General features: G+C 64.3%; 23 protein-coding genes. 19 read left to right on the top strand and 4 right to left on the bottom strand.

Annotated features, from left to right (window positions below):
• Window positions 1–384, bottom strand: a 384-nt coding sequence (locus tag V7Q48_RS14850) for a sterol desaturase family protein (protein WP_333839049.1), incomplete at its 3' end; no start/stop codon positions are given.
• Window positions 385–699: 315 nt separating this feature from the next.
• Here V7Q48_RS14850 and V7Q48_RS14845 point away from each other — a divergent pair.
• Window positions 700–1,446 (top strand): SDR family NAD(P)-dependent oxidoreductase, encoded by a 747-nt coding sequence (locus V7Q48_RS14845; protein WP_333839048.1) that lies wholly within the window; start codon window positions 700–702, stop codon window positions 1,444–1,446.
• Window positions 1,447–1,481: 35 nt separating this feature from the next.
• Here V7Q48_RS14845 and V7Q48_RS14840 read toward each other — a convergent pair whose 3' ends face one another.
• A complete protein-coding gene (locus tag V7Q48_RS14840) occupies window positions 1,482–2,981 on the bottom strand; it encodes an LTA synthase family protein (protein ID WP_333839046.1) in 1,500 nt (499 codons plus the stop codon).
• A gap of 276 nt (window positions 2,982–3,257) precedes the next feature.
• Here V7Q48_RS14840 and V7Q48_RS14835 point away from each other — a divergent pair, with 276 nt between their 5' ends.
• Window positions 3,258–4,490: a capsule biosynthesis protein gene (locus V7Q48_RS14835; protein ID WP_442947146.1), complete on the top strand. Its 1,233-nt coding sequence runs from the start codon at window positions 3,258–3,260 to the stop codon at window positions 4,488–4,490.
• A 44-nt stretch (window positions 4,491–4,534) separates the two neighbouring features.
• On the opposite strand, the gene V7Q48_RS14830 is transcribed toward V7Q48_RS14835, so the two are convergent.
• Entirely contained in the window at window positions 4,535–5,665 is a 1,131-nt protein-coding gene (locus V7Q48_RS14830) for a glycosyltransferase (RefSeq protein WP_333839045.1), read from the bottom strand.
• Between the two features lie 169 nt (window positions 5,666–5,834).
• Window positions 5,835–7,217, bottom strand: coding sequence for a polysaccharide biosynthesis/export family protein (locus V7Q48_RS14825; RefSeq protein ID WP_333839044.1), 1,383 nt, complete (start codon window positions 7,215–7,217; stop codon window positions 5,835–5,837).
• Between the two features lie 235 nt (window positions 7,218–7,452).
• Here V7Q48_RS14825 and V7Q48_RS14820 point away from each other — a divergent pair, with 235 nt between their 5' ends.
• The 17 genes from V7Q48_RS14820 (at window position 7,453) to V7Q48_RS14740 (ending at window position 26,608) form a co-directional block, all read left to right on the top strand.
• Complete coding sequence (locus tag V7Q48_RS14820) at window positions 7,453–8,427, top strand: hypothetical protein (protein ID WP_333839043.1); 975 nt, start codon at window positions 7,453–7,455, stop codon at window positions 8,425–8,427.
• Window positions 8,428–8,438: 11 nt separating this feature from the next.
• Window positions 8,439–9,236, top strand: a complete 798-nt coding sequence (locus tag V7Q48_RS14815; protein WP_333839042.1) for an ABC transporter permease — start codon at window positions 8,439–8,441, stop codon at window positions 9,234–9,236.
• Window positions 9,233–9,898, top strand: coding sequence for an ABC transporter ATP-binding protein (locus V7Q48_RS14810; protein WP_333839041.1), 666 nt, complete (start codon window positions 9,233–9,235; stop codon window positions 9,896–9,898). Before V7Q48_RS14815 ends, V7Q48_RS14810 begins: the two co-directional genes overlap by 4 nt.
• Window positions 9,899–10,141: 243 nt before the next feature.
• On the top strand, window positions 10,142–12,742 hold the full coding sequence (locus tag V7Q48_RS14805; RefSeq protein ID WP_333839040.1) for an FkbM family methyltransferase: 2,601 nt from the start codon (window positions 10,142–10,144) through the stop codon (window positions 12,740–12,742).
• Window positions 12,742–16,911, top strand: coding sequence for a glycosyltransferase (locus V7Q48_RS14800; RefSeq protein WP_333839039.1), 4,170 nt, complete (start codon window positions 12,742–12,744; stop codon window positions 16,909–16,911). Before V7Q48_RS14805 ends, V7Q48_RS14800 begins: the two co-directional genes overlap by 1 nt.
• Window positions 16,912–16,983: 72 nt before the next feature.
• Window positions 16,984–18,246 carry a glycosyl hydrolase family 28-related protein gene (locus V7Q48_RS14795; protein WP_333839038.1) on the top strand — a complete coding sequence of 421 codons (1,263 nt, stop codon included), beginning with the start codon at window positions 16,984–16,986 and terminating at the stop codon, window positions 18,244–18,246.
• Window positions 18,243–18,464 (top strand): hypothetical protein, encoded by a 222-nt coding sequence (locus tag V7Q48_RS14790; protein ID WP_333839037.1) that lies wholly within the window; start codon window positions 18,243–18,245, stop codon window positions 18,462–18,464. The genes V7Q48_RS14795 and V7Q48_RS14790 overlap by 4 nt, the downstream gene beginning before the upstream one ends.
• Before the next feature lie 8 nt (window positions 18,465–18,472).
• The gene (gmd, locus tag V7Q48_RS14785; RefSeq protein ID WP_333839036.1) at window positions 18,473–19,507 is read left to right on the top strand and encodes a GDP-mannose 4,6-dehydratase; all 1,035 of its coding nucleotides are present in this window, start codon (window positions 18,473–18,475) and stop codon (window positions 19,505–19,507) included.
• Window positions 19,508–19,603: 96 nt separating this feature from the next.
• Window positions 19,604–20,503 (top strand): GDP-mannose 4,6-dehydratase, encoded by a 900-nt coding sequence (locus tag V7Q48_RS14780; protein ID WP_333839035.1) that lies wholly within the window; start codon window positions 19,604–19,606, stop codon window positions 20,501–20,503.
• A 166-nt stretch (window positions 20,504–20,669) separates the two neighbouring features.
• On the top strand, window positions 20,670–21,185 hold the full coding sequence (locus tag V7Q48_RS14775) for an RrF2 family transcriptional regulator (protein WP_333839034.1): 516 nt from the start codon (window positions 20,670–20,672) through the stop codon (window positions 21,183–21,185).
• A complete protein-coding gene (sufB, locus tag V7Q48_RS14770; protein WP_333839033.1) occupies window positions 21,182–22,705 on the top strand; it encodes a Fe-S cluster assembly protein SufB in 1,524 nt (507 codons plus the stop codon). The genes V7Q48_RS14775 and sufB overlap by 4 nt, the downstream gene beginning before the upstream one ends.
• Window positions 22,702–23,085, top strand: a complete 384-nt coding sequence (locus V7Q48_RS14765; protein ID WP_333839032.1) for a hypothetical protein — start codon at window positions 22,702–22,704, stop codon at window positions 23,083–23,085. Before sufB ends, V7Q48_RS14765 begins: the two co-directional genes overlap by 4 nt.
• A complete protein-coding gene (gene sufC, locus V7Q48_RS14760; protein ID WP_333839031.1) occupies window positions 23,069–23,809 on the top strand; it encodes a Fe-S cluster assembly ATPase SufC in 741 nt (246 codons plus the stop codon). Before V7Q48_RS14765 ends, sufC begins: the two co-directional genes overlap by 17 nt.
• Window positions 23,810–23,817: 8 nt before the next feature.
• Window positions 23,818–24,540 (top strand): SufD family Fe-S cluster assembly protein, encoded by a 723-nt coding sequence (locus tag V7Q48_RS14755; RefSeq protein ID WP_442947148.1) that lies wholly within the window; start codon window positions 23,818–23,820, stop codon window positions 24,538–24,540.
• Between the two features lie 17 nt (window positions 24,541–24,557).
• On the top strand, window positions 24,558–25,760 hold the full coding sequence (locus tag V7Q48_RS14750; RefSeq protein WP_333839029.1) for a cysteine desulfurase: 1,203 nt from the start codon (window positions 24,558–24,560) through the stop codon (window positions 25,758–25,760).
• Window positions 25,757–26,239, top strand: a complete 483-nt coding sequence (locus tag V7Q48_RS14745) for an SUF system Fe-S cluster assembly protein (protein WP_333839028.1) — start codon at window positions 25,757–25,759, stop codon at window positions 26,237–26,239. The genes V7Q48_RS14750 and V7Q48_RS14745 overlap by 4 nt, the downstream gene beginning before the upstream one ends.
• 3 nt (window positions 26,240–26,242) lie before the next feature.
• Complete coding sequence (locus V7Q48_RS14740; RefSeq protein ID WP_333839027.1) at window positions 26,243–26,608, top strand: HesB/IscA family protein; 366 nt, start codon at window positions 26,243–26,245, stop codon at window positions 26,606–26,608.
• Window positions 26,609–26,790 lie beyond the last annotated feature (182 nt).

Genomic DNA, 26,790 nt, shown 5'->3' with positions numbered 1-26,790 from the left:
GCCGATCCGGCTGTGCATGGCCCACTGGTGGCAGCCGTAGTGCACCACATCGTAGGAGACATAGCCGATCATGAAGCCGAGGAAGGCCCAGGTACCCGCCGGGCCGATTGCCGCCACGAGCGCCAGCCAGATCACGCTTGCGATCGGGAGGCTGACCGAGGGCGGCATCAGGTTGCGCATGCCGTCGTTCGGATCGTCGTGGTGGTTGCCGTGCGCCAGGTAGACCAGCCAGCGGGCCGGGGCCCATTGCACCGTCCAGTGAAACAGGTAGCGATGCATCGCATATTCGAACAACGACCAGCCGACGAAGCCCGCAATAGCAAGGGCGATGGCATGGAGCGGCGAGGCGGTGTTCCAGCCCATCCACGCGATGAACGGCAGCATGCATGCCCACAACACGAAGAATGTGCGGGGCGCAATGACGGTCAACCGTTCCAACTGTTCATTGCGGAACAACCGGATGCGAGTCGGTCGAGCGGGGGGGCTTGGTCGGCTTCGATGCATCGCAGCCATTCTGGACAGGAGTGCCGAAAGCCTGTCAAGCTAGATTACCACCAACTTGGTGCATCGCAGCGTTTGTGGTTGCAGTGCAACACGTTCAGATCGTTGCATAACGTAACAGGATGACCGGATTTGACTTTTCAGCAAGGCTCGCAAACCGCAAATGCGAGCAGCCGTGAACCGGATTGGCCCAAAATCGTGATAACCGGTGCATCCGGCGGGTTGGGCCGAGCGCTTGCGTGGGAACTATCTGCCCCCGGCGTGACGCTGGTCTTGTGGGGGCGAGACCGTGCAAAACTGGATGCCGTGGCGCTGGAATGTCGTGCTGCGGGCGCTGTGGCGCATGTCACCGTAGCTGACTTCGCCGATCTCGAATCAGCCTTGGCGTTGATGGCGCAGGCGGACGATTCGCATCGCTTCGATGCGGCATTCTTCGCCTCGGGCATCGGCGATACGCGCAGGGCCGGGGATCGCGTCGAATATCCGGCACTGGTCCAGCAGGTCGCACAGGTCAACTTCGTGGCGCCGAGCGCCCTTGCGGCGATGCTCGGAGACCGGATGGCCGCGCGCGGTCGCGGCACGCTGGTCCTCGTCGGATCGGCGGCAGGCTTTCACGCGCTGCCGTTCGCGGCCGCCTATGCCGCATCCAAGGCCGGCCTTGCCCGCTTTGCCGATGCGCTGCGGCTGGCCTTGCGTAGGTACGGCATGCGCGTGACGCTGGTCTCTCCGGGCTTCATCGATACCGCGACGGGGCGGCAGGTGCCCGGCGGCAAGCCGCTGTTGATGACGCCCGAACAGGCTGCGCGCCGCATCGTCCTCGCGGCGCAGCGGGGTGTGGGCCACGCGATATTCCCTTGGCCCTTCGCGGTGCTGCGCCTGTTCGACCGCGCCTTGCCGCGGTTCTTGCGCGATCGGCTATTGACGGCGCTGGCGCCGCCCGGCTGAGCGGCTTCATCCCCGCGCTCTTGGTGCCAGGGCCGTCATGCCAGCGTCCTCATGATCGCCGCGTGGAGTTCGGCAGGCGTCAGGTCCACCCGGCCCGGTCCATTTGCGCCTGGCCCGGCAATCGGGCGCCCCTGCGCATCGAGCCGCAGCATGACATAAGGCGTGTGCCGGTCGCCGCCCGGTCGCGTCACGCCCGGAATGCTCGGCCGATGGTCGCCGAAGAATACCAGCAGCGACGGGCGGCCGAGCGCGGCCAGATCACGGCGCAGGCGCTCCAGCATGGCATCGGATCGGCGCACGAGGCGCACATAGCTGGCCTTGAGATCGCCCTTGGTCACCGCGTTGTCCGGCTCCTCCGCCGGCGCCCAGGGGCCATGGTTCTCGATCGTGACGGCATAGAGCAGCGTGCGCGCCGAAGCGCCGCTGGCGGCATCGATTGCGGTGTCATGGGCCAGCGCCGCGATGGTCTGCGCCATCGCATCGTCGGTGACGTAGCGTCCCTCGTGCGGCGCGGGCGGCGTGAAACGATCTTCGCCCACCAATTCGGCAAAGCCCGCCGCCGGCATGATCCGGTCGCGCCCGTAGAATCGCATGTCGTGCGGATGGAGGAACAGGCTGCGCCAGCCGGCGCCGGCCAGGCGCGAGCCTAGCCCGTAGCTGCCTTCGCCCAGCGCGCTGAGGAACGGATCGAACAGGCGGAAGCCGAGCGCCTCCTCGCTGCGGCCGAATACGACGCCGTATTCAGTGCGCATGGTATAGGCGCCGAAGCCGCTGACTGCGAGATTGCCCCACTGCCAGGCATCGTCGCGGGCCTGTGCAAGCGCGGGCAGGGCCAGAGTATCGTCGCCGAACAGTTCGACCGGATCGGCGAAGCTTTCGCACTGGATCACGACGGCCAGCGTGGGCGCATCCGCGTCGGCGGCACCGTCGCGCGCGACGGTGGCGGGCGGACAGGGTGCCGGATCGGCACTCGCGCGCCAGCGCAGCCAATAGAGCAGCAGCACCGGCAGCAGCCCCAGCCGTCTCACGTCCCCCGCAAGATCGGGGCGCGGCGCCAGGCGGGCGATGCCCGCGATACGCAAGCTGAGCCACAGCATGGCAAGCCCGACCCCTGCCCAGATCGCGCCGGCGGCGTGGCGCGCCGGCGAGGGATCGAACAGTGCGCCCAGAACGCCGAGCAGCACTAGCCCCGCCAGCGCGCCAAGCGCACGCTGCCAGGGACTGACCGCGGAGAGATAGAATTGCGGATGGCGGAACACCGCCCCGATCAGGGCCAGGTCGGTGAAGACCAGCGGTTCGCCCAGCATGGCGTGCTTGGCATTCGAGACGACCGCGAACAGGGCCAGCAGCGCGATCGTCAGCGCCGCCGCCACCCAGGGATTGCCGGCCAGCGCGAGCAGCGCGCCGTGGAGCGTGACGACCATGAGCGCCTGGAGCCACAGGCCCATGGCCTGGCGCATGCTGCGAGCAGTACGCGGGCGGACGAGGCCATCCATCAGCCAGGCAGTGCCCACGACAACCAACACGATCAGCACGTTACCTGTTCACCTTGCGTCGAAACCCACGAGGCCGCAGCCTCGCCTTTGCGCCCATACCTGCGGGGTGCGCTCATGTCATCCGGCGAGCGCTGTCCATTGGGCGCGGGCCGCTTGCGGCTTACCCGGTACACCGCTTGCCGGGACGGTCAGGAGCGGTTAACGCGCGGCCTCGATAGATTGCCGCTGCCCGGTTCGAACGGTCACGCCGGCGCCAAGACGACGGAGCGACTGTTGCCATTCCCCGAGCCGGCTGCGCCGACCCAGGCGGGTGTTTTGCCCGCCGAACCCCCAGCACAGCGCAGCGTCCTCCTGCTCCAGGGCCTGATGGGGCCGCTGTTTCGCCGGCTGGGGCAGGGGCTCATTGAGGCGGGCCACCGTGTCCACAAGGTCAATTTCAACGGCGGCGATCGCGCATTCTGGCGCCTGCCCGGCGGCATCGATTATCGCGGCTCGCTCGAGGAATGGCCCGCGGCGCTCGATGCCATGCTGGTGGAGCATGGCATCACCGACGTCGTCCTGTTCGGCGATTGCCGCGACCACCACCTCGCCGCCAAGCCGGTGATCCGTGCGCGCGGCATCCCGGTGCACGTGTTCGAGGAAGGGTATATCCGGCCCGACTGGGTCACGCTCGAACAGGGCGGGGTCAATGGCCACTCGCTGCTGCCCCGCGATCCGCAATGGTACCTCGATACTGCGGCAACGTTGCCCCCGGTTCCTGAACACCGCCAGGTGCCATCCTCGTTCCGGCGTCGTGCGCTGGAAGGGCTGCTCTACAATGCCGCCGACGTGTTCACGCGCTGGCATTATCCGCACTGGAACAATCACCGTCCCTGGCACCCGCTGGTCGAGGGCATGGGCTGGGCGCGCAAGCTGCGCCGTCGCAAGCAGCGCGAGGCCGACGCCGCCCAGCTGATGGCGCGGCTATCGGCGGCACCGGGCAGCTATTTCCTCTTCCCGCTGCAGCTCGATTCCGATGCGCAGATCCGCCTGCACTCGCCCTTCGCCGGCATTCTCCCGGCGCTGCAACTCATCGTCGCCTCGTTCGCCGCGCATGCCCCGGCGGACACGCGGCTGGTGGTCAAGGAGCACCCGCTCGACAACGGCGTGCGCGACTGGCGCCAGGAGACCGCCGACATGGCGGCACGCTATGGCGTGGCCGACCGCGTCGACTATCTCGGCTGGGGCGACATCGTCCCCGTCGCTCGCGATTCGCGCGGCATGGTGACCGTCAACAGCACCAGCGGCACACTGGGCCTCGCGGTCGGCATCCCGGTCATCGCGCTGGGCCATGCGGTCTACGATATTGCGGGCATCACCTGCCAGGACGGCCTCGACGCGTTCTGGGCCAACCCGACCCCGCCCGACCCGGCGACCTTCGCCGCCTTCCGCCGCGTGCTGATAGACCGTTGCCTCATCCCCGGCGGCTTCTTTTCGGAAGAGGCGCTGGGCAAGGTGGTGCGCCATGCCATCGCCCGGTTTGAAGGACGAAACATCGCGCCGGAGTAAGAGACGACCGGGTGCCCAAGGGCGATTGGACAGACTTCGCCCGGTCAGCCGAACGCTGCCAGCGTCTGAAGAGCGGAGTCCGTCCAATCGCCCTCGGGCGCCCGGACGGTGATCTTCCCGGTTGCCGCGTCCTCGAGCCAAGCGGCGATAGTGGCCGCTCGCTGTGTCGACGTGGCGTCAGCGGCAAAGTAACGGACTCCCAGATGCTCGTGCATCCGGAAGATCGGCAGATCGCGCGCGAGGACCGGCTTGTTGTGCCCAAGGGCTTCGATCAACGGCAAGCCGAAGCCTTCGGCATGCGACGCGATAATCACGCTGCTGGCGAAGCTGTAGATGCTTTCGAGTTCGGCGTCATCGACGTCCGGGAGCCAGATGAGCTTGGTGCCGAACTGCGCATGCTCGCGCAGCGATGTAATGAACGCCTCGTTCTTCCAGCCCGCCCGGCCAACGAGGACCAAACGAGCGTCCGAACCCTCAGACCAGAGGATGTCAAAGGCCTCCACCACGTCGGCATGGCCTTTGCGTGGTTCGAGCGTGCCGACCATGAGTGTGAACGGGGCGGTCAGATCGACGCGCGACGTCACCGGAGCGGAGTCGGGCGCAGATACCATCGATTGCCGGATATCGTAGCCCATCGGCAGCAATGCCGTCCGATACCCGCCGTCGAGGCCGAGATGCGCTGACAGCACGCGGGTCAGGTCTTCCTTGGTCTGGGTGGAGATACACAGGAAACCTTCGGCCAGGCCTGCAATGATCTCGATCCAGGCCTTGTAGCGGATCACCAGGTTGGTAGAAAACCATTCGGGGCGTTCCGCTGGCAGCAGGTCGCATACCAGGAACCACAGTTTTCCGCCGTCACGGCGAAAGCGGGCGAGGTCCCCGCGGTGGAACCGGACCGCGTCGAGCGAGAAATCGAGACCGAAGAAGATGTCACCCGGGCGGCCCTGCATGTCGGGCTTGCCGGCAGGATCGCACTGCCTGGGCCAGTCGATAACGCGATAGCCGCGCTTGCGCGTCGCGCTGACGAATCGCACGTCCCATTCATCGCCTGCCGCACTGGCAAGCGCGAGCGCGAGTGCGCGCACCACCCGCTGGATGCCGGTGCCGGCATCGTGACGGCTCAGCACGGCCAGATCGACATAGAGCCGTCTTCGTGGGTCGGCCGTGTTCGGCACGGCCGCCGGTACCTTGGCGTGCGCATCGCGTCGCTTTCGCGCCACACGCCAGCGACGCAGGCCCCTCCACGAGAGGGCCTGGTCGATACGGTAGGGCAGCAATTGGACAAACGGCCTCAAGGTAGGGCCTTCAGCTTTGCTCGTGGTGCAGGCATCGACTCGCCAGCCGTTACTGACGCAGCGCCGTGGCGGTGGTCGCCACAGGCAGGAACGTGGAATAGATCACATTCACGAACTTCTGGATATCCGCCAGCGGAGCATTCGAGACGAACAGGACATCCTTGTTGCGGATCGGGAAGCTTTGCGCAACGAAGAAGGTAGCCGGGTCCTTGAGGTTGACGCGATAGATCACGGGTACCTTGCCATCGGGCGTCATGCGGGCTGTGGCGCGCATTTCGGGATCGAGGGTGGCAGGATCCTCGAGGCGGAACACGAACACCCCGCGGGCGTCGGCGCGCGAATCCTGCAGGCCCGAAATGCGCCCGAGGGCCTGAGCGAGCGTAAGTCCCGTGGCTTCGAACGGGATCTCATCATTGCGGCCGATCGCCCCGAGCGCGGTGAAGCTGAACGGCTGGTAAAGCACGGTCATGACGTCGTCGGGCTGAAGATGCACGTTCTGCGCAGGATCGCGAATCACCGTGTCGAGGGGCAGCGATGCCACCTTGAGGCCGCGCGTGATCTGCACGGTCATCTTGTTGACCGGTTGGCGCACGCCGCCCGCCGAGGCCAGCACGTCGAGCACGCGCTCGCCGCGGGCGGTCAACGGAACGCGCGCGCTGCTGGCGACGTCACCCACAACGGTCACGTTTGCCGCGGCATTGCGGACGAGGCGCACGATTGCCTGGGGCTGGTTGGCCTTGCCCACCAGACGGGACGAGATCGTTTTGGCAATGTCCTGCGGCGTCATGCCGTCGGCGCGGATGCGCCCGACGAAGGGCACAGTGATGAGCCCGTCGCTGTCGACCATCTGTTCGGGCAGCGCTGTGCCGCGCGCGGTGGAACTCGACGATGTCAGCTGGCTCGTGGTGCCGGCGGCGCCGAACAGGGCGGCGGGCGGTGCTTCCCATATGGTGATGTCCAGCACGTCGCCCTTGCCGATGACCGACCCGATGGCGCGCCCGTCGCCCAGCGTTTCGGCGAACGAGGCCTGGCGGCTGTTGGCCAGAATGGCCCGTGTCACCGAATCGGTAACATCGATCACCTTGATGTCCGCACCCGCCACCGCGGTTTGCGGAGCGTCCTTGACGATCGCGCCGGCGGATGGGCCGGAACTGGGGACGGAGGCGCAGGCGGACAATGCGAGGGCAAGCGTTACCGGCGCCAGGCCACGGGCGAAAGAAGCGTTTTTCATCATGGGGAACAGCCGGTTATCCGTGGGGGCCCTCGTACGAGGGCGAATAATGGTGGTGTGCATATGGCCCATGCCGCCCCCATGATCAAGAAAAGCTGCGGCCGGACGGCTTGGTGTGCACCTGCGGCATAATTGTGGACGAGCGCAGCGGAGGCGGTTAAAGCGCCAACCCAGTAGAAAACCGGTCGTGATCTGCTTCATTTGGCCACGTGAAACAATGTGGAACAATAAGGTAGGTGACGTACCGCGTGACGATCGGACAATGATCATCGCGACGAAATCAGCAGATAAGGGCTAGATGCGAACCTTGATCAGCAAGAACCTGGGGAAAGCGCGTCCGCTCTTTCTTATCACCGTCGTTATTCCGACCACCCTTGCGGTGCTGTACTACGGACTGATTGCGTCCGACATATACATTTCCGAATCCCGGTTTGTCGTGCGCAGCCCTGACAAGCAATCCACGACTGGCCTTGGTATCCTGCTCAAGAGCACGGGTTTCGGTAACGCCGGCGATGAGATTTACGCCGCCGAAGCCTTCGTCAAGTCTCGCGATGCATTGGCTGCACTGAACAAGAATGACGCCTTCCTGAAAGCCTATACCGCGCCGTCGATTTCCATGTTCGACCGGTTTAACGGTTTTGGCTTTGGTGGCGGTTCTTTCGAAGAGCTTTACAAGTACTATCAGCAGAAGGTCGACGTCGAACAGGATTCGACCTCGTCGATCGTGACGATGAAGGTTCGCGCCTACAGCCGCGAGGATTCGCGCCGCTTCAACGAGCGATTGCTGGAGATGGCCGAAGCAACCGTCAACAACCTTAACGAGCGCGGCCGGCAGGACCTGATCCGCTTCTCGCAGCGCGAAGTCGACGAGGCCAAGGCCAAGTCACAGAACGCTGCGCTTGCGCTTTCGGCCTATCGCAATCAGGCGGGTGTGGTCGATCCCGAGAAGCAGGCCGGCGTCCAGTTGCAGATGGTGTCGAAGCTCCAGGACGAATTGATCGCCACGCAGACCCAGTTGCGCGAACTGCGCTCGGTCGCCCCGCAGAATCCGCAGATCGACGTTCTGGCCACACGCGCGCAGGGTCTGAGCCAGGCGATCGCCGAGCAGCAGGGCCAGGTCGCGGGCGGCAGCAAGTCGCTGTCTTCGCGGGCGGCGCAGTATCAGCGCCTGTCCCTCGAAAGCCAGTTCGCCGATCGCCAGTTGGCGAGCGCGATGACCTCGCTTGAGGAGGCCAAGAACGAGGCGCGGCGCAAGCAGGCCTATGTCGAACGGATCGTTGCGCCGAATGCGCCGGACGAGGCACTCGAGCCACGGCGTCTGCGCGGCATCCTGTCGACGTTCATCCTGGGCCTTGCTGCCTGGGCGATCATCAGCATGCTGCTGGCAGGCATGCTCGAGCATCGCGATTGATCGGGCAGTCGATGGAGAGCACCAGTCTCGCGCAGGTCGGGCGCAGCGCTCGGATCCAGGGCCGCGTGATCTTCGCGCTGCTGATGCGCGAGGTGCTCACGCGCTATGGCCGGCACAACATCGGCTTTCTGTGGCTCTTCGTGGAGCCGATGCTGTTCACCACCGGCGTGACGATCCTGTGGTCGATGGCAAAGGCCGTGCACGGCTCATCGCTTCCGATTGTCGCTTTTGCACTGACCGGCTACTCAAGCGTTCTGCTGTGGCGCAACATGCCCTCACGTTGCATCGGGGCGATCGAGCCTAACCTCGCCTTGATGTATCACCGCAATGTTCGCGTAATCGACATCTTCTTGGCGCGACTCCTGCTGGAGGCCGGCGGGGCAACCATTTCGTTCGTCGTGCTCAGCCTGTTCTACATCTACATCGGTTGGCTCGAGCCACCGGTGGACGTCTTGACCGTCGTCGAAGGGTGGCTTTTGCTGGCTTGGTTCGGCGCAGCGTTAGCGATGTTCCTCGGTGCGCTCGCCGAGCGAAGCGAATTGGTCGACCGACTTTGGCATCCGGCTGCCTACATCCTGTTTCCGCTTTCCGGGGCTGCTTTCATGGTCGATGCGCTGCCGGCAGGCGCACAGAAGGCAGCATTGTACATCCCCATGGTGAACGGGGTGGAGCTCGTTCGCGATGGTTACTTTGGCGGACAGATTCGTACCCACTACGACCTGCCCTATCTGGTCTGCTGTTGCGTAGGTCTTACCGTGTTGGCCCTGTCTCAAGTGGCCACCGTCACGCGCGGGATCACGCCGGAATGATCGAGGCTCGCAACGTCTGCAAGGTCTACCCCACGCGTGCGGGAAACCGTCTCGTTCTCGATGACATCAATTTCACGCTGGGCCGGGGTGAAAAGCTGGGGATCCTTGGCCGCAACGGCGCCGGCAAATCGACCCTGATCCGTCTTGTCAGCGGGGCCGAGGCCACGACGTCGGGCACGATCACCCGCTCCATGTCGGTCTCCTGGCCGCTCGCGTTCGGCGGCGCGTTTCAGAATTCGCTGACGGGCCTGGACAACGTCCGCTTCATCAGCCGGATCTACAAGCAGGACTATCACCAGAACATCGACTTCGTGGCCAGCTTCACCGAGCTGGGTCTGTACCTGCGCGAACCCTTGCGGTCCTATTCACAGGGTATGCGCGCCCGGCTTGCCTTCGCCATTTCGATGATCATCGAGTTCGATTGCTACCTGATCGACGAGATCACCGCCGTTGGTGACGCCAAGTTCCACGAAAAATGCGCAGAAGAATTGTTTCACAAGCGGCGCGACCGCGCCATGCTCATCATCTCGCATGACGTGAATTACGTCAGGGATCATTGCACCCGTTTCGCAGTCCTCGATGAGGGCCGCCTGACGTTCTATCCCGATTTTGAGAATGCGCTCGACGTCCACAGCCACAACCTTCATCTGCGGGGTGCCTGATCCCGTCGTGGATCCTCGATCTAGGTCCACAGCGGATGCTGTTGCCGGTGAAAATGCATCGGTGCGTGGCTGCCGGTCGCTGTGCTCCCGGAAAAATCTGTTAGCAGTGATTTCAAGGCCCAAGCCTGGCCAAAGCGCGGCTTGGGATGAAACGTAGAAAAGACCGGTCGAGGCAGGCGGCTTGACACTCGAGCCATTATGGCCGGACAACCCCGCCCCTAACGCTGCGTGGGAGATCGCCGAATGGGAATTCGTACCTACGCCCAGAATTTCGAGGACGTCCTGTTGTGGCGGGCCCTGGGCGATGTGGCGAACGGATTTTTCATCGACGTGGGTGCGCAGCATCCGATCAAGGACTCGGTGACGAAATCTTTCTCGGAGGCAGGGTGGCATGGCATCCATGTCGAGCCGGTCCCGGAATATGCGGCATTGTTGCGGCAGGATCGCCCGCGCGACCAGGTGGTCCAGGCGGTCGTTGCCAGCACGCGCGGAACCACCCCGTTCTTCGCCATCCCCGGCACCGGTCTTTCGACCGGCCAGCGCCATATCGCCGAGGCGCATCGCTCCGCCAATTTCGAGCACGCCGAAATCATCGTGCCGACGATCCAGCTGGATGACCTGCTGGACGCTGCGCCGGGGGACGACATCCATTTCCTCAAGATCGACGTCGAGGGGATGGAGCGCCAGGTGCTCGAAAGCTGGCAGCACGCGTCCCGTCGGCCGTGGATCGTGGTGATCGAGGCAAACTATCCCGGCAGCCGCGATACGGTTCATGCCGACTGGGATGAACTGGTGCTCGAGAAGGGTTACCACTTCGTTTATTACGATGGGCTCAACCGTTTCTACGTGTCCGACGCGAGGCCGGAGCTCGATCGGCATTTCACGTTGCCACCCAATATCTTCGATGGCTTCCAGCTCGATTGGGTTTCCGATTTTGCCATTCTGCTCCAGCGCGAGCATGCGCAGGAGGCCGCGGACCTGCAAGCCTCGATCGCCGCACTGAAGCAAGCGGTGCAAGACGCACATGCCAACGCCGAGACCGTGGCAAGCGATGCGTATGCAAGGGGCGAGGCGGTTCGACAGTCCGCAGAAGCGGCCTGTGCCGATCGTCTCGCGGCACACCAGGTCGAGGCAGAAAGCCGGCTGGCGCAGGCCGCCGCCCGGGAAAGTGCGGCGCTGGCGGATGCCACAGCCCGGATCGGTGCCTTGACCGAAAAGGCCACGGTGCTGGGTGAGGTTCGCTCCCTTCTGGAGTCGCGCGTGGCTGAGCAAGACGTGGCCATTGCCGATGCGGCGAACCGGATCGGCGCGCTGACGGAGCGTGCGGGCTCCCTCGAACGCGCCCATGCCGATCTCGAAGCCGCCGCCGCGGCGCGCGAAGCGGTGCTGTTGGCAGAGGCGGCCCAGGCCGCTACCCTCGCCGTCGAACGCGCTGACGCCGCCGTTCGCGCAGTCGAGCGTCAACGCGACACGGCGTTGGACGAGTTGGATGCCGCGCGACGCGCCGAGCGGCTGCAGTTCGAGGGCATGCTGGCGCAACTCCACGAGACCTTGGTTCGCCACGGCGAGCAAGCCCTGCGACGGGAGACGGCCTTGCGTGCCGATGCCCTGGTCCGCGAACGAAAAGCCGAACGCGAGGCTGCGCGCCGGGCGCGGCTGGCGGTGCGCGCGGCGGCGAAGGCGCAGGCAGCGCGGGAGCGCATGCTTCTCGACGCGGCCGAGCGCGACAGGGCCGGCCGTGAGGCTCAGTTCCGCGAGGAACTTCGCGCGACGATCGAACGGTTCGAACAGCGCGAAGCGGCTCTTGCGGGCGAAGCCAAGGCTGCCAGGGAAGCCCGGCAGGCTGCCCTGAACGAAGCAGCCAATCTGGAGCGGGCAATCCGTGCCGAGCTGGCAGCGGAGAAGCAGGCTCATGAGAGTGCCCATGCAAAATGGCGTGAGGAAAATCTTTTTCTTGCCACGGAGTTGTCACGCGGGAACCAATATATGGCCCGGGTGTTCGGCAGTCGCAGCTGGAGATTTGCCGCTCCTTTGCGTCACCTGTTTGGTGAGAGGTTCACACTCGAAGACCAGCCCGAAGAGGTTGGCCTATCGATCCTGCCAGACTGCACGGCGCACGCCATTCCGGTTTCCGGGCGCGCGATTGAGGAAGACGTATCAATGAAGAGCGAGCCGGTAACCGTCATAGATGTTCTGGCCCTTCCGGCGCACGACTTCATCACCCACGCCTTTGTTCTTCTATCTGGATCGCCGCCGGACCCAATGGCGCTGCGGGTTCATGAATCCGCATTGCGCATGGGGTCTGGCCGCCTCGCCGTGCTTGGGCAAATCCATGCATCGCCGGCCGCAAGGGACCATCGCGCGCGTATCGAGCAGACGGGAACCGATGCCGACTTCATCGAGGCGACCTATCAGCGCTATCTCGGCCGCAGCGCCGATCCCGAAGGGCAGGATCATTACAAGAGGGTGATCGCGAAGAAAGGCCGGGCGCGGGCAGCTGCCGACATTCTGGCGTCTTCCGAAGCAGCCCTGGCCGGTACGCTGCCGGGTGAGGTGGAGCGGCTCGTCGGCAGAAAGCGCCTTGGCCGTTGGTGGTCCTTCTGGCGAAAGTTCCGTGACGAACAGCATCTTCAATTTGAAATAATGGCCAAAGCAGCGAGGCCAGGTATGAGTAATATGCACGTCTCGCCGGCGTTGGCTTTTACCCCCCCGGCAGGGCCCCTTCAGCACAACTCTTCCCCATCGCCACTCGCGGCGGTCAATGACCAAGCTTTGGGTCGCCATGGGCTAACGATATTGAACAGGCTGCGGGCGCAGATGCCAGCCGCAAGGAGCGCTTTTTAATGCGGGTGGTTATCGATCTTCAAGGTGCCCAGGGGTCAAACCGCAAGCGAGGCATTGGTCGGTATTGCCTATCCTTGACGCGCGGGATGTTGCGACTGAGGGGAGAGCATGAAGTCATCGTTGTGTTGAGTGCTCTATTTCCCGAAACGATCGATCCCATTCGCGCTGCCCTGTATGAAGAGGATCCCAATTGTGAAATCCTGGTCTTCGATGCTCCGGGACCGGTGGCGGACGCAGATCCTGGCTGCGATGCAAGGCGTGAAGCGGCTGAATTGATCCGCGAGCAATTCATTTCCAGCCTGAAGCCGGACTTCGTCCTCATCACCTCCTTGTTTGAGGGGCTGGGAGACGACGTCATATCGAGCATAGGAAAATTTGATAGCCGGCTGCCAACGGCCACCGTGCTCTATGACCTTATTCCGCTGATCAATAGAGAAATTTATCTCAAGAATCCGATGCTTGAGAAATGGTACGAGCGCAAGTTGGCACATCTGCGAAATGCCGATTTGCTTTTGGCCATTTCCGCCTCGTCGCGCCGCGAGGCGATCGAGTGGCTCGGAACCCCCGAAGGGAATGTGGTAAACATCAGCACGGCTGCGGAGGAGCATTTTTACCCCGCTGCAGTTACACAAGCGCAGCGCGATGCTTTGGCCCATGACTATGGTCTGGTACGGCCTTTCGTGATGTACACCGGGGGTATCGATCACCGCAAAAATATTGAGGCATTGATTGAGGCGTACGCGAAACTGCCGATAAATTTGCGTCGTGCCCATCAACTTGCTGTCGTCTGTTCGATCGAGCCCGCGGATCGTGCCCGCCTTACATCCTTGGCAAAGGAAGCCGGTCTTGCGCCCGACGAACTCGTGCTGACCGGATATATCCCTGAAGACGATCTTCTGGCTTGCTATCGTGCTTGCGAGCTCTTTGTTTTCCCGTCTTGGCACGAAGGGTTCGGACTGCCGGCCCTCGAAGCCATGAAGTGCGGTCGCGCCGTTATCGCAAGCAATCTTTCCAGCCTTCCTGAGGTCATCGGTACGCCGGAGGCGCTGTTCGATCCCTATAGCGTCGCGGACATCACCGATGCGATGCGACGGGTTCTCGAAGACGTTCCGTTCCGCGAAAAGCTTGAGGCCCATGGCTTGGTTCAAGCAGAAAAATTCAGTTGGGATGCAACGGCAAAAGCGGCGTGGCGCGGCCTTGAAAGCAGCCACCGTTTGCGCGAACGCTCCGAAGAGGTCTCGCCTTTACCAAGCACTCGCAAAAGGCTTGCCTATTTTTCTCCCCTCCCGGCAGAAAACAGCGGTATCAGCGATTATAGTGCCGAATTACTGCCCGAGTTGGCTCGGTATTACAATATCGACGTCATCGCACCTCAAGCGAGCGTTTCCGACCCCTATGTCCAGGCCAACCTGCCGCTTCGGGACATTGCTTGGTTTAAGTCAAATGCGCACCGTTTCGACCGCATCATGTACCATTTTGGTAATTCGCATTTCCATGCGCATATGTTTGATTTGCTGAAGCAGTACCCGGGTGTCGTCGTGCTTCACGACTTCTTCCTATCTGGTATCGTGGCGCATCGCGATGTTCACGGAGAGGCACCCGGTACATGGGCTGTGGCCTTGCTTGAGGAGCATGGCTGGCCTGCCGTTGTGCATCGGTTCAAGGCTACGGACACGGCTGATGTGGTTTGGGCGTACCCTTGCAGTCTAGGAGTTGTTCAGGACGCAATGGGCATGATTGTCCACGCTGAATACTCCAAGAAGCTGGCGGCGCAATTTTACGGTAAAGGCGTAGCCGATCGTTGGCACAACATCCCACACCTGCGCGAGCCTGCCCGCGGTCAGGACAAAACGCTTGCGCGAGAAACTCTTGGGCTTGCTGAAGACGATTTCATCGTTTGCAGTTTCGGCATTTTGGGCCGAATGAAGATGAACGACCGGCTGCTCGCAGCTTGGTTGAAAAGCCCACTTGCATCAGATCCAAGATGCCACCTCGTTTTTGTCGGCGAGAACAACAACGGCGAATATGGCGACGCAATTGTCCGAACGATCCGGGGGAGTCGCACAGCTGGTCGTGTCGAAATCACCGGTTGGGCCGACATGGCAACCTTCCGCCAGTGGCTTGCGGCCGCCGATGTCGGCGTGCAGCTTCGCACACTCTCGCGCGGCGAAACGTCCGGAACCGTTCTCGACTGCATGAATGCCGGCCTGGCTACGATCGTAAACGCCAATGGCTCGATGGCGGAACTGCCGTCTGATACCGTCTGGCAACTTCCTGACGACTTCAGCGATAGCGAATTGATCGAGGCTTTGACGACCCTGCGTAACGACGAAAGGCGTCGTCGCGAATTAGGTGCGCGAGCGCGCAAACGCATCGCGACCAACCACGAGCCGCGTGAATGTGCCCGGCAATACGCTTTGGCTATTGAGTCCATCTACGCCGATGCCTCAACCCATGTCGTCGGTCTGGATAAGATGCTCATCGAAACGGACAAGGGGTTGACCGAACCGGATTGGCTGAAGGTTGTCCGATCCGTCTCGCATAACGCTCCCGCGAAACCGCGCCGTCCGCGATTGTACGTCGACATTTCGGAGTTGGTGCAGAAGGACTGGGGATCAGGCATTCAGCGGGTCGTTCGCTCAATCCTGATGAACTGGTTGCGTGATCCGCCGGAAAACTTCATCGTTGAACCGGTCTACGCTATCTGGAACCAGCCGGGCTATCGCTCGGCACGGCAGTTCACCAGCAAGATGCTGGATATCTGGCCGCACTGGTCGGAAGACGAGCTTATCGAGCCCGTGACGGGTGACATCTTTGTCGGACTTGATCTGCAACCCGGCATCGTTCCCCAGCAGCAGGATCTTTTGCAACAGTGGCGTAGGGCCGGCGTCTCGGTGCGCTTTGTCGTTTACGATCTGCTGCCCGTTCTGGCGCCACAGTTTTTCGTGCCTGGCGCGCGACCGGGGCATCATCGCTGGCTCGAGACCATCGCGCAATTTGATGGCGGGATCTGCATATCGAAAGCCGTTGCTGATGAGTTTTACGATTGGTTGCGTCACTATCAACCGCAACGAGCATTGCCTCTTGATATCGACTGGTTTCATTTGGGCGGCGACAAAGAACAAGGCGACACGATCGTGTCGCTTTCGGACGATGCCGCCAAGACGATCACCGCCATCAAGTCTCAGCCCTCTTTCCTCACCGTCGCGACGATTGAGCCGCGCAAAGGATTTCGTCAGACATTGGCCGCAATGGAATTGCTTTGGGCCAGGAACGTCGCCGTCAATTTCGTGATCGTTGGCAAGCCGGGTTGGCTGATGGACGACTTCGTGGCTGAATTGCGCAGTCACCGCGAACTGGGCAAGCGACTGTTTTGGCTGGAAGGCATTGACGACGACCATCTTCATGCGGTCTATCAAGCGTCGTTTTGTCTTATTGCGGCGAGTGAAGGCGAAGGCTTTGGCCTACCCTTGATCGAGGCCGCTCATCATGGCCTTCCCGTCTTGGCGCGTGATATCCCCGTCTTCCGAGAAGTAGCCGGTGATGGCGCGCGCTATTTCGAGAACTCGCGCGACCCAAAGATCCTTGCTGAAGCGATCGAGCAGGCGATGCGCAACGGGTCAGCGAAAGCGGATGGTGCTTTAAATTGGCTGACATGGACGCAAAGCGCTGAGCAGCTTCTCGACTGCCTCCTGCAGAGAAAGCCAGCGTACCGGCAGTGGATGCCTGACGACGTGATGCGTCTTTGGGGCAGCGATCACCGTATGCATTCGAGCATCGGCGTTCACGATGGCACGTCCATCAGGTCGACCGGACAGGCCGGGTATCTGCTTTATGGGCCGTATACGGCCATGCCGGCCCAAAGCTATCGCATCACGGCTCACGGCGAGGCCAGTCGATTGGTCGGGTCGGAGCATATCGACGTGGCGAGCAGCAGCGGCACCAAACTGCACTGGAAGGCCCAACTTGGCGCCAACGGCGAAAAATGGCGCGTTGATGATATCCTGACCTTTGAAAAGCCGATCAAGGACATGGAAATTCGGGTGTGGGTCGATGCCGAGACAGACCTGGCTTTGGAAGGTATCGTCCTTGAGCCGATCAATCCGGGTGAGGGGAAGGCTGTTGCCGAACGCCACTCGAAAAAGGTTCATGCCGCTGCCTCGGCTTGACCTTGCCGGTCATCGCCGGGGGGTGGCAGGCAGATCATGGCCACTTTGGAAAGAGTGGCCATGCTGAAGCCGATGATCCCCCCCGCCTGGCTTTGCGCCATCGCCCTCGGTGCCGCATTGCTCGGCTTTGCCGGGTCGGCGGCGTGGGGCGCGCTGCAGCCGCAGGTGGTGGCAGGATCCGCTGCGGCCGGCGGTGACGTGGCGGCGACGCCGTTCGTGGATGCGCGCCAGTTCGGCGTGCGCTGCGACGGCCGTACGGACGATACCGCCGCCCTCAATGCCCTCTTGGCTCGGCAGGCGGGGCACAGGATAGTCTTGCCCGCCGGAACCTGCCGCTACTCCGGCGGCGGCGTGCTGCGCGATGGGACCGTTCTTGCCGGCAATGGCCGCAATGCGACGCTGGTGAGCGTGACGGCGGCAGCGCCCGCGCAAGTGCTGACCGTGTCGGGCTATGGCGCCGGCGTCCAGGACCTGGGCATGATCGCCGCGGTGCCGCAGACCGGCGGTTCGTGGATTGCGCTGTCGGGGACCGAAAGCTGGCTCAGTGAGTTCCAGATCGCCGGCGATTTCAACGGCATTCACCTGACCGGCGTCGGCGCGCGGGTGTCGCATGGCCGCATGATCCGCGGGGCGGCAGGCGCCACACGCATTCTCGTCGACGGCGGAGACACCTCGGAACTCATCGAAGGCGTGCTCATCGGCGCGGACGAGGGGGCGCCGCTTGCCGGCATCCGCATCCGCCATGCCGCAGCCTTGATCATTTCCGATACCAGCGTGATCGGCCAGGCAACGAACCTGCTGATCGATCCGGGGGCAGACCAGGTCGTCGCCTCGCTGGCGGTGTCGAACAGTTTCTTCGATAACGGCGAACGGGCCAATGTCGCAATCGAACCCGGCAAGGGCGGAAGCGTGGTACGCTCCCGCCTGACCGGGGTCTGGGCCGGGTCCAGCCACAAGAGCGATGGGGTAGCCATCGACACGAGCATGGGCGGTCAGGTCATGGGCCTGCATTTCATCGACATGCACGCCGTGCTTAACGCCGGCGACGGCATTCGCCTGGCGGGCAAGGTTTCCGACGTGGTGATCCAGGGCGGCGTATTCGCCGCCAATCGCAACGGCATCGCGGCCGAGAGTGGCCGTGACATCATCGTCTCTGCCGCCATGATCGGACCCTTCGGCGGCCTTGCGGCCAATCGTGCCAATGGGGTTGCCATCGCGCCGGGGGTCACGGGCTATGTCATCAGCGGAAGTATAGTGCGCGGCAATACGCGCGGGCAGATCGACGATCGCGGCGTGGCAAGCGCCAAGCGACTGACCGAAAACCTCGTCGAATGACACACCCCGCCTATCCCGCCCGGGAAATTTCACCATCGCGGTGCGCGCCTGGCGGAATGGCTTTTCAGTCCGTCGCGCGCCAATTGACGCTGGCCGCGCACATTGCCATGGTGCAGTGCAGCATGGTCAAGCGCCATCGTCCGCCGTTGCAGGCCATCGATCCGGCCAGCGCCAGAATGCGCGATATCCGTATCCCCAAATCCCTGAATTCGCAGTGAGGATAACTATGAAGACCGCTATTGTTACGGGAATTTCCGGCCAGGACGGCGCGTATCTGGCCGAATTGCTGCTCGGCAAGGGGTACAAGGTTTATGGGACCTATCGCCGGACCAGCTCCGTTAACTTCTGGCGGATCGAGGAGCTGGGCATTGCCAATCACGAGAACCTGTCGCTGGTCGAATACGACCTGACGGACCTCGCCTCCAGCATCCGCCTGCTGCAGACCACCGGCGCGAGCGAGGTCTACAATCTTGCGGCCCAGAGCTTCGTCGGCGTGTCGTTCGACCAGCCCGTGACCACGGCCGAGATCACCGGCATCGGGCCGCTCAACCTGCTCGAGGCGATCCGCATCGTCGACCCCAAGATCCGCTTCTATCAGGCAAGCACGTCGGAAATGTTCGGCAAGGTGCAGGCCGTGCCGCAGGTCGAGGATACGCCGTTCTATCCCCGCAGCCCTTATGGCGTCGCCAAGCTCTACGCGCACTGGATCACGGTCAACTATCGCGAGAGCTACGACATCTTCGGCTGCAGCGGCATCCTGTTCAATCACGAAAGCCCGCTGCGCGGCCGCGAGTTCGTGACCCGCAAGATCACCGACAGCGTCGCCAAGCTCAAGCTGGGCAAGCTCGACTGCCTCGAGTTGGGCAACCTCGATCCCAAGCGTGACTGGGGTTTTGCCAAGGAATACGTCGAGGGCATGTGGCGCATGCTGCAGGCCGACGAACCGGATACCTATGTGCTGGCGACCAATCGCACGGTGACCGTGCGCGACTTCGTGCAGATGGCGTTCAAGGCCGCCGACATCGAGGTGGAATTCTCGGGCAAGGAAGAGAACGAGGTGGCGATCGACACCGCGACCGGCAAGACGGTCATGCGCGTCAATCCCAAGTTCTATCGCCCGGCCGAGGTAGATCTGCTGATCGGCAATCCCGAAAAGGCAATGAGCAAGCTTGGCTGGAAGCCGGAAACCGATCTCGAGCAGCTGTGCAAGATGATGGTCGACGCCGACGTCATCCGAAATCGCGTCAACGCGTCGTTCTGACCTCGCCAATCGCGATACAGTGACCATATTGCAAGGCCATGGCGGGGCGGCACCGTCGCCCGGCCGACCTTGCGACAGTAAACGGCGGGACGTCACATGAGCAGAGTTTTGATTACGGGCGTGGACGGCTTTACCGGGCGCCACTTGTCGACGGTCCTGGCAGCGCAGGGTCACGAGGTCGTCGGGATTTCGCACAGCCCCATCACGCGCCCGGTCGAGGGCTTGTCGGATTGGCGGACCTGCGACCTGGCGGATGCCGCTGCGCTCAAGGCGGTCATAGCGGACCTGCGCCCGGAAAAGGTCGCGCACCTCGCCGCGATCGCGTTCGTCTCGCACGGTGTGGTCGAGGATATCTATCGCACCAATATCGTCGGCAGTCGCAACCTGCTGGAGGCCGTGGCCTCGGTCGGCGGCGTGGATGCCGTCCTGCTGGCCAGCAGCGCCAACATCTATGGCAACCGCGTGAGCGGCGCGATCGACGAGTCGGTGGCGCCGGATCCGGTCAACGATTACGCCGTCAGCAAGGTGGCGATGGAATTCGTCGCCTCGCTCTATCGCGAGCGCCTGCCGATCATCATTGCCCGTCCGTTCAATTATACCGGTGTCGGCCAGTCTGCCGATTTCGTCATTCCCAAGATCGTCGACCACGTCCTTCGCGGCGCATCGACCATCGAACTCGGCAATCTCGACGTCGCGCGTGACTTCTCGGATGTGCGCGACGTCGTGCAGGCCTATGCCACGCTGCTCACCGACCCTGCGGCGGTGGGCGAGGTGTTCAACATCTGCTCGGGCGAAGCGCACTCGTTGCGTGACGTCATCACCATGATCAAGGACATCTCGGGCCATGATTTCGAGGTCACGGTCAACCCGGCGTTTGTCCGCAAGAACGAAGTGAAGATGCTGTGGGGTGATCGCTCCAAGATCGAGGCCACGACCGGACAAAAGCCTGGCCATGGCCTGCGCGATACACTTGGATGGATGCTCGGGAAGGGCTGATCGACCTTGGCGGGCGAGCGTTCACGCGTCTTGCCCGCCACTTTCGGGCAGGGTGCCGTCACCCTACCTGTGTGCGTCTTGCATCCCGCCACCCCCGCGCCTAGATAACCGGAGCGATTCGGTCTGATTTGCCGTTTCGCGCTCTTTCACGAGGCGGGACGGTGCGATGCGGCTGTCGAGCATGGCAGACTATGCGGTGGTGATGATGTGCGCGGCGGCGCGGCATTGCGGCAGCCGTGCGGCCGATGCGCCGATGCTGTCGGCCCAGCGGCTTGCTGACGAAACCGGATTGCCCGCGCCGACCGTGCAGAAGCTGGTCAGCAAGATGTCCGCCGCCGGGCTGCTCAAGGCCGTGCGCGGCGCGCGGGGCGGGCTCAAGCTGGCGCGGCCGGCGGCGGCAATCAGCCTCGCTGACATCGTCGAGGCGGTCGAAGGGCCGATTGCCATGGCCGCGTGCAGCGGGCATGGGCGCGGCGATTGCACGCTCGAGGCGGCCTGCACCGTGCGGCCGCACTGGCCTGCGGTCGACGCCGCGCTGCGTGCCGCCCTTTCGGGCGTGTCGCTGGTCCAGCTGGCGCGCCCCCTCGTCCAAGCCCAAGGCGCGCCAGCAACGAGCCCGGACGCCACCCCCGTTTTCGCGCCGCCTGCCGGTGCCCCCGTTCCTGCCGAGTTGCCCGCATGACCGACCAGACGCTCAACGTTACACCGCTTTCCGACACCGCTGCGGCGGAGGCCCCGGTCAAGGACCAGGCGGCCCGCGACGCGGCGGCGCGCGTGGCCGAGTACGAGCATGGCTGGGTTGCCGACATCGAGCAGGAATACGGCCCCAAGGGCCTGTCCGAGGACACCGTCCGCTTCATCTCGGCCAAGAAGGACGAGCCGGAGTGGATGCTCGAGTGGCGGCTCAAGGCCTATCGCCACTGGCTGACCATGCCGATGCCCGACTGGGCCAAGCTCAACGTGCCGCCGATCGATTACCAGGAAGCCTACTACTGGGCCGCGCCCAAGCAGAAGGACGGCCCCAAGTCGCTCGACGAGGTCGATCCCGAGATCCTGCGCGTCTACGAGAAGCTGGGCATCCCGCTGGCCGAGCAGGAAGTGCTCGCCGGCGTCGAGGGTGCGCGCCGCGTGGCCGTGGACGCGGTGTTCGATTCGGTTTCGGTCGCGACGACGTTCCGCAAGGAGCTGGAGGCGGCGGGCGTGATCTTCCGCTCGATCAGCGAGGCGATCCGCGAATACCCCGACCTCGTGCGCCGCTGGCTAGGCAAGGTCGTGCCGATGCACGACAACTTCTTCGCCGCGCTCAACTGCGCGGTCTTCTCCGACGGCACCTTCGTCTACATCCCCGAGGGCGTGCGCTGCCCGATGGAGCTGTCGACCTATTTCCGCATCAACGCCGAGAACACCGGCCAGTTCGAGCGCACGCTGATCGTCGCCGACAAGGGCGCCTATGTCTCGTACCTGGAGGGTTGCACTGCGCCGCAGCGTGACGAGAACCAGCTCCACGCCGCCGTGGTCGAGCTGGTCGCGCTCGACGATGCCGAGATCAAATACTCGACCGTGCAGAACTGGTACCCCGGCGACGCGCAGGGCAAGGGCGGGATCTACAACTTCGTCACCAAGCGCGCGCTGTGCCAGGGCGCGCGATCCAAGGTGTCGTGGACGCAGGTCGAGACCGGCTCGGCGGTGACGTGGAAGTATCCCAGCTGCGTCCTCAACGGCGAGGATTCGGTGGGCGAGTTCTACTCCGTCGCGGTGACCAACAATTACCAGCAGGCCGATACCGGCACCAAGATGATCCACAACGGCAAGCGCAGCCGCTCGACCATCGTGTCGAAGGGGATCAGCGCGGGCAAGTCGAACAACACCTATCGCGGGCTGGTCCGCGTGGCACCGACCGCCGAGGGCGTGCGCAACTTCACCCAGTGCGACAGCCTGCTGCTGGGCGGCGAGTGCGGCGCGCACACCGTGCCCTATATCGAGGTGCGCAACCCGTCGGCGACGATCGAGCACGAGGCGACCACGAGCAAGATCAGCGACGACCAGCTGTTCTACGCGATGCAGCGCGGGCTCGACCAGGAAGCGGCGGTGGCGCTGATCGTCAACGGCTTCGCGCGCGAGGTGCTGCAGCAGCTGCCAATGGAGTTCGCGGTCGAAGCGCAGAAGCTGCTCGGCATCAGCCTCGAAGGCTCGGTGGGATGAGCGCGCTCCTCGGCCTCGCCATGGTGGTGACGGCGCCCGATCCGACGCCGGCGCTGGAAGCGGTGAAGACCTGCAACAAGCAGGACCTGCGCCGCATGATCACCGACGAGCCGCATCGCCGCACGCAGTTCGCCGCCGGCGTCTATGCCGAGCAGCGCGAGATCGCGCAGGAACGCGCGGCTTTGCTCGGCGCGCCGGCCTCGGGCTCGGCGAGCGGGCAGGCGACCGCCACGACCGCGCTGGCCCAGGTCGATGCGCGGCAGAAACAACTGGATGACGTGAAAGCCATCGAGACATCGTGGCGCGCCCTGTTCGATGAGGTGCGCGCCGATTTCCTTGCCAATTGCACGAGCGGAAGACGCAATGCTGACGATAAGTGACCTCTCCAACGAAATCGCCGGCAAGGCCATCCTCAAGGGCCTGTCGCTCGCCATCAATCCCGGCGAGATCCACGCGATCATGGGGCCGAACGGCGCGGGCAAGTCCACGCTGGCCTATACGCTGGGCGGGCGCCCCGGCTACGAGGTGACCGGCGGCAGCGCGACCTTCGAGGGCCACGACCTCCTCGCGATGGACCCGCACGAGCGCGCCGCTGCGGGCCTGTTCCTCGGCTTCCAGTATCCGGTCGAGATCCCGGGCGTGTCGAACCTGCAGTTCCTGCGCGAATCGCTCAACGCCCAGCGCCGCCAGCGCGGCGAGGAGCCGCTTTCGGGCGGCGCCTTCCTCAAGCTGGCGCGCGAGAAGGCGGACCTGCTGCGCATGGACATGGACATGCTCAAGCGTCCGGTGAACGTCGGCTTCTCGGGCGGCGAGAAGAAGCGCGCCGAGATGGTGCAGATGGGCATCCTCGATCCCAAGCTGGCGATCCTCGACGAAACCGATTCGGGCCTCGACATCGACGCGCTGCGCATTTGCGGCGAGGGCATCAACGCGATCATGCGCCGGCCCGACAAGGCCGTGCTGCTGATCACGCATTACCAGCGCCTGCTCGACTACGTGAAGCCGGACTTCGTCCACGTTCTTGCCGGCGGGCGCATTGTCCGCTCGGGCGGGGCGGAACTGGCGCTCGAGCTCGAACAACATGGCTACGAGGCGGTGGCGTGACGACCGCGATGCTCCCCACGCGCGCCGAGGAGGCGTTCCGCTACGCCGACTTGGCCGCGCTGGCGACGTTGTGGCCATTGCCCGCCGAGTCGATCGCGGTGGCGGCGGGTGAGAGCAGCACGCTCTCGGTGGTGATCGCAGGCGATGCGCCGGCGGCGCGCGACCTGACGATCACGCTGGGCGAGGGCGCCAGCTACGACCTGCGCCTGCTCAACGCCGGCAGTGCCTATGGCCGCATCGCGGTCAAGGTGCGGCTGGCCAGGGGCGCGCGCTTCCATCTCGGTGCGGCGCAGCTGGCAGGCGGCGACCAGACGCTCGAGATCGTGACCGAAGTGATCCATGCCGAGCCGGACGCGACCTCGTCGCAGGTCGTGCGCTCGGTGCTGGCGGGCAAGGCGACGGGTACGTACCTCGGCCGCGTGGTGGTCGATCGCGGCGCGATCGGCACCGATGGCGAGCAGTCGATCCGCGCCATGCTGCTCGATCGCACCGCCACGGCCAATGCCCGGCCCGAGCTGGAAATCTACGCCGACGACGTCAAGTGCGCGCATGGCTGCGCGGTGGGCGAACTCGACGCGCAGGGCCTGTTCTACCTGCAGTCGCGCGGGCTGCCGCCGGCCGAGGCCAAGAAGCTCATGCTGCAGGCGTTCATCGCCGAGGCCTTCGTCGACGCGGCCGAAGAAGAGGTGCTGACTGAGGCCGCGCTGCAGGCGCTGGGGGCGCTGCTGTGAGCACGCTGGCGCCATCCATGCCGCTGACCGCCGAGGCCGACTGGCCGGGCCTGCGCAACGCCGACGGCAGCCGCTGGCATTATCTCGACACCGGCGCCACCGCGCAGAAGCCGCAGGTCGTGGTCGACGCCGTCGCGCGCGCGACGGGGGCCGATTACGCCACGGTGCACCGCGGCGTCTACACGCGCTCGGCCGAGATGACGCTGGGCTTCGAGGCCGCGCGCCGCAAGGTCGCCGGGCTGATCGGTGCGGGCGAGGGCGAGATCGTCTTCACCCGCGGCGCGACCGAGGCGATCAACCTCGTCGCGCAGACCTGGGGCCTGGCCAACCTGAAGGCCGGTGACCGCGTGCTGCTCTCGATGCTGGAGCACCATTCCAACATCGTGCCGTGGCAACTGATCGCCGGGCAGACCGGCATTGCCATCGACGTCTGCCCGCTGACCGAAGACGGGCGCATCGACCTCGACGCGGCGGAACGGATGCTGACGCCCGCGCACAAGCTGGTGTCGTTCGGGCATGTCTCGAACGTGCTGGGCTCGGTGCTCGATGCGCCGCGCGCGGTCGCGCTGGCGCATGGCGTAGGCGCGAAGATCCTGCTCGACGGGTGCCAGGCGGTGCCGCGCCTTGCCATCGACGTGAAGGCGCTCGACGTCGATTTCTATGCCTTTTCCGGGCACAAGCTCTACGGTCCGACCGGCATCGGCGCACTCTATGCCAAGGCCGAGATCCTCGATGCCATGCCGCCGTGGCAGGGCGGGGGCGCGATGATCGACCGCGTGACCTTCGAGGGCACGACATACGCCCCGGCGCCGCAGCGCTTCGAGGCCGGCACCCCGGCGATCGTCGAGGCGATCGGGCTGGGCGTGGCGGTCGACTATGTCCAGGGGATCGGGCTCGATGCGATCCACGCACACGAGACCGTGCTGGTGCGTGCGACGCGCGAGGCGCTGCGCGGCTTCAATGCGGTGCGCCTGTTCGGGCCGGACGATGCTGCCGGCATTGTCAGCTTCGCGATCGAGGGGGTGCATCCGCACGACCTCGGCACCATATTGGACGAGGAAGGCGTGGCGATCCGCGCCGGGCACCACTGCGCCCAGCCCCTGATGCAGCATCTCGGCGTGCCCGCCACCGCGCGCGCCAGCTTCGGCATCTACAGCGATGAAAGCGATGTCGCAGCGCTGGTGCGCGGCATCGAGCGAACCTTGAGGATCTTCGGATGACGGCCGATACCCCCCGTTTCACGATCGAGGAAGTCGACGCGGTGAGCGCGCCGCGCCGCGCGCATGTCGACGACATTCCCGAACCGGCGCCCGAAGTACCGGCAGAGCGCAAGCGCGACTACCTGGCCGGGTTCCTGGCCGAAAAGCCCGAGGGCGTGAAGCCGGGCGAGCCGGGCGGCGCGATCTATGAGGGCGTGGTCGAGGCGCTGCGCGACATCTACGATCCCGAGATTCCGGTGAACATCTACGATCTGGGCCTGATCTACGGCGTCGACGTAACCGACGACGCGCATGTCGCGGTGACCATGACGCTGACCACGCCGCACTGCCCGGTTGCCGAATCGATGCCCGCCGAGGTCGAATTGCGCGTCGGCGCCGTGCCGGGCGTGCGCGATGCCGAAGTGAACCTCGTCTGGGATCCGCCGTGGGACCCGCAGAAGATGAGCGACGACGCCAAGCTCGAACTCGGGATGCTCTGAGCCATGACCACCAGCACGACCACCCGCACCCGCGCGCGCCCCGCCGCCGTGATCCTGACCCCGGCGGCCGAGGCGCGCATCGCGACGCTCATGGCCAGCGCGCCCGACAGCGCGATCGGCGTCAAGCTCTCGACCCCGCGCCGCGGCTGCTCGGGCATCGCCTATTCGGTCGATTATGTCGATGCGGCCAATCCGATGGACGAACGCATCGAGACCCCGGGCGGCACCTTCTTCATCGACGGTGGCTCGGTGCTCTATCTCGTGGGCAGCACGATGGACTGGGTGGAAGACGACTTCCAGGCCGGCTTCGTGTTCCAGAACCCCAACGCCAAGGGCAGCTGCGGCTGCGGCGAGAGCTTTACCGTCTGAGCGATACCCCCCTCCCGCTTGCGGGAGGGGCCGGGGGAGGGGGTGTTCCCTTTTTCCGGCCGAGAAACAGTCCCTCCCCTACCCCCTCCCGCAGGCGGGAGGGGGACGCCGGCTGTCTTGCCGTTTACCGTGCTCGCAAATTGCCCGTCATCCCGGGGCAAGCCCGGGATGACGATGGGTTT

It is taken from the genome of Novosphingobium sp., from assembly GCF_036803765.1.
Lineage (GTDB): Bacteria > Pseudomonadota > Alphaproteobacteria > Sphingomonadales > Sphingomonadaceae > Novosphingobium.
The sequence above is the reverse complement of the archived record's forward strand: the minus strand, read 5'-3'. Positions and strand labels throughout refer to the sequence as shown.